Origin of the sequence: Streptomyces sp. NPDC056160 (assembly GCF_042268205.1) — a bacterium.
Taxonomy (GTDB): Bacteria; Actinomycetota; Actinomycetes; order Streptomycetales; family Streptomycetaceae; genus Streptomyces.
Genome location: NZ_JBHJUW010000091.1, coordinates 32,676 through 35,165 on the forward strand (window position 1 = coordinate 32,676; position 2,490 = coordinate 35,165).

Genomic DNA, 2,490 nt, shown 5'->3' on the forward strand with positions numbered 1-2,490 from the left:
TCAATGGCGGGACCGGCGACTTCAACACCGGGCTGAGCGACCTCGGTGGTGCCCTGACCCCTGGCGGCAGCGACCTCACTGGTGGCGCGGGAAATCTGACCGGCGGGTTGGGAGACCTGACCGGCGGAAGCGGTGCGTTCAGCAACGGCGGCTCCGACTTCGGCGGAAACCCACTCACGGGAAACTCGTTCCTGAACGGTCTCGGTCTCGGCGCCGGACTGCCGGTCAGCAACATCGACGGCAGTACGACCACGCGTACCGGTACGGGTGTGACGACGACCTTCCCCGACGGTACTTCCACGACACGCAACACCGACGGCAGCCTCACCACGACGTTCCCGGACGGCACCGTCCGCACGGTCACGCCCGATGGCGAGGTGAAGACCGTCGAGGCGAATGGACACTCCGTCACCAGCCACCTCGGTGTCGGGGAGTCACTGTCGAACCCGGACGGGACGAGCATCACCCGCAACAGCGACGGCAGTCTGACGCAGACGGCGGAGGACGGCACCAAGACCACCACCTTCACTAACGGCACCTCGGAGATTGTCAAACCCGACGGGCAGATCCAGATCACCTCCCCGGACGGCACCGTCTCCCACCTCAACCCCGACGGCAGCCTGACCACGAACGGCGCCAACGGCTCCCGTGTGTCCGTGCACCCCAACGGCGACGTGACGACGACCGACGCCCAGGGGCACACCACCACGAGCCACATCAAGCCCGGCCAGAGCATCACCAACGCCGACGGCAGTACCACCAGCGTCGACAGCAAGGGTGACATCATCACCCGCCACGCGGACGGCAGCACCACCACGGTGTATCCGGACGGCACCATCACCACCACGAACCCCACCGGTCTCGGTACGAACGGGAGCACGGTCACAGGGAACTCGCACCTCACGGTGCCCGACCCGTACAAGTTCCCGACCATCGGGTCCGCGGACCGGGTGACACACCTGCCGGACGGCACCGTCGTCACCGACCGGTCCGACGGCACCTCGCACACCCGGTTCAGCGACGGCAGCGCCTTCGTGACGACGTCCGACGGACAGTTCCAGGCCCTGCCCAGTCCGGCCACGGCGAATGCCGGAACCGGCGTCGGTGCCGGTGCCGGTGCTGGTGTCGGTGCCGGGAGCGGCGCCGACGCCGGTGCGGGTGTCGGCACCGGCCTGGGCGGAGCGGTCGGCGCCGGGGCCGCGGCCGGCGCGGGCGTCGGGGACAGCCAGAACGCGCTCGGCCTTCTCTCCCCGATGATGATGATGGCCGGCATGAACCGCATGGGTGGCCAGCAGCAGGGCGGCGGCTCCGGAGGGGAGCGCAACCGGGACACGTACGACGACCAGAGCATGGACGGTGCCGTCTTCCAGCACGGAATGCCCGCTGACCGTTCCACCGCTCCCCAAGACGAGGCCGAGGAGTGGGAAGAGGAGGAGAGCGATTCCGAGGAACTTCTCGCCCCGCGGCGGCCGTCCACTGAATCACCGTACGGAATGCCCGGTGGTGCCTCCAGGGCAGCGACGCAGAGCGGCACATCGTGGTCCTCGGACGGTAAGGACGTCTGGGGGACCGAGGACGGCGGACTGCCGGCCTCCATCGGTCACTGACGAGCACAGGAGCAACCATGAACGGGCCCACAGGAAGTGAACTCCAGGACGCCCTCGCCGGATTCACCAAGAAGCACGAGTCCCTGCTCAAGGCCAGGGAGGAGATGAAGGCCATCTCCGTGACGGTCCGCTCCAAGGACGGCTGTGTGGAGGCGACGGTCGGGGCCGGCGGCGAGGCCTCGGGGCTGCGCTTCCCGGACAACAAATTCAAGGAGATGACCGGCAAGGCCCTGGCCACCAGTGTGCTGGAGGCCCTGAGCAGGGCGCGCGCCGAGGCGTCCGCCCGCGCCACCGCCATCCTCCGGGCGGCGGGAGGCTCCCCGCCGGGCGAGCCGGGGAGCAGCCTCCTGGACCGCCTTGACCTGGACCGACTGCTGGACACGAAGTCGTTCGCCGACGCGCTGAGTCCGAGGCGCGAGGAGGGCACAGGCCGTGGCTGACGACGAACTGCGCCTACAGCCCAACCGTCTGCTGGCCGGCAGCGACGCCACCGACGAGATCGGCGCCGCCGCCCGGAAGGCCGCCGACGCCTTCGCCACGGGAACGGCGTACGACTCGCAGAACCCGCCCTGGGGCAAGGACCACTACGGCCGTGACTTCGCGGTGAACTACATTCCCGTGCACACGATGCTCCGTGACGCCATCAACGCACTGGCCAACGCCATCCTCGCCGCCGCCGGGCTCACCCGCAACGCCGGAGAGGACTTCAAGAAGGCCCAGGAGGAGGCGTTGCGGCGTATCCAGGACGCGATGAACGAACCACCGCCCGCCTATGGGGACGGCCTGCCCGGGTACGGCGACGTGCCACCGCACTACTCGGGCCCGCACCGGGGGTGACAGGCAGGTACCGCGGACACCGCCGGGTCCGTACGCCCGCGAAGTC

3 protein-coding genes are annotated in these 2,490 nt (G+C 69.4%); all 3 read left to right on the forward strand.

Translation table 11 applies throughout. The features are described 5' to 3' along the window. The coding region (locus tag ACFC02_RS28310; protein WP_376363017.1) for a T-complex 10 C-terminal domain-containing protein at positions 1–1,607 on the forward strand (1,607 nt) is incomplete at its 5' end. Positions 1,608–1,624: 17 nt separating this feature from the next. Next, a complete protein-coding gene (locus tag ACFC02_RS28315; RefSeq protein WP_376363020.1) occupies positions 1,625–2,047 on the forward strand; it encodes a YbaB/EbfC family nucleoid-associated protein in 423 nt (140 codons plus the stop codon). Then, on the forward strand, positions 2,040–2,444 hold the full coding sequence (locus tag ACFC02_RS28320; protein WP_376363022.1) for a hypothetical protein: 405 nt from the start codon (positions 2,040–2,042) through the stop codon (positions 2,442–2,444). The genes ACFC02_RS28315 and ACFC02_RS28320 overlap by 8 nt, the downstream gene beginning before the upstream one ends. Positions 2,445–2,490: the final 46 nt, after the last annotated feature.

What these genes read in the sequence shown, in the direction of transcription:
- ACFC02_RS28315 (WP_376363020.1), top strand. Translation starts at nt 1,625, where the DNA reads ATGAACGGGCCCACAGGAAGTGAACTCCAGGACGCCCTCGCCGGATTC.